The sequence below is a fragment of the Alistipes sp. DJF_B185 genome (assembly GCF_964250025.1).
Lineage (GTDB): Bacteria > Bacteroidota > Bacteroidia > Bacteroidales > Rikenellaceae > Alistipes > Alistipes finegoldii.
Genome location: NZ_CAXUDY010000098.1, coordinates 1 through 619 on the forward strand (window position 1 = coordinate 1; position 619 = coordinate 619).

Below are 619 nucleotides of genomic sequence, written 5' to 3' on the forward strand. Positions count from 1 at the left end.
ACGGTGTGATTGACCACTACCTTGCAACTGACGGGTTTGCCGATGTCGATGTCCTCCTCGTCGTAATAGTGGAGTGCCATAGAGTATATTTCCTCGTCGGCAAACCCGTTGCAACCGCTCTGCCGTACTTGGTTGATGATGAAAGTGCAGCAATCGTCAATGTTCTTTTTCGGGTTGGCGTATCGGGGTGCGAAAAGTTCGTCCTCCCGTGCCCGTGCGTCGAGATAGTTCTGTATCGTCAGTTTGAAATAATCTGTTCCTTGTGCCATGATTTTTTGGTATTGTGGGGCGGCGAGCCGCCCCGTGTTCAACATTTATTCGTCCTTTCCGAGAAGCCGCCGCACCTCGTCCTCTTTGGTCTTTTGGAAAATCCATCCCGCTCTCTTCTGCCCGTCATGCGTCAGCCGTGCGTTGAAGCGTCCCCCGAGTGCGTGAAGGGCGTCCTTGACGGGCTTGGTGTCCCCGAATACGGCTATCGCCTTCTCGGAATAGTCCACGATGATAAACCCGCCTTGCACGCTCGTTTCAGTGCGTTCCGCCCGTTTTTCGTCTTTCGGCTCGGGCAGACATATATTCTCCTCGTTTCCTGCGATATATGCCAGCCTGTCGATGTACCCTT

General features: G+C 53.5%; 1 protein-coding gene and 1 pseudogene. Both read right to left on the reverse strand.

What is annotated here, in order from left to right:
- The coding region (locus tag ACESTR_RS16400) for a PcfK-like family protein (RefSeq protein WP_347784838.1) at window positions 1-269 on the reverse strand (269 nt) is incomplete at its 3' end.
- A 45-nt stretch (window positions 270-314) separates the two neighbouring features.
- A pseudogene (locus tag ACESTR_RS16405) lies at window positions 315-619 on the reverse strand (hypothetical protein); the annotation flags it as partial.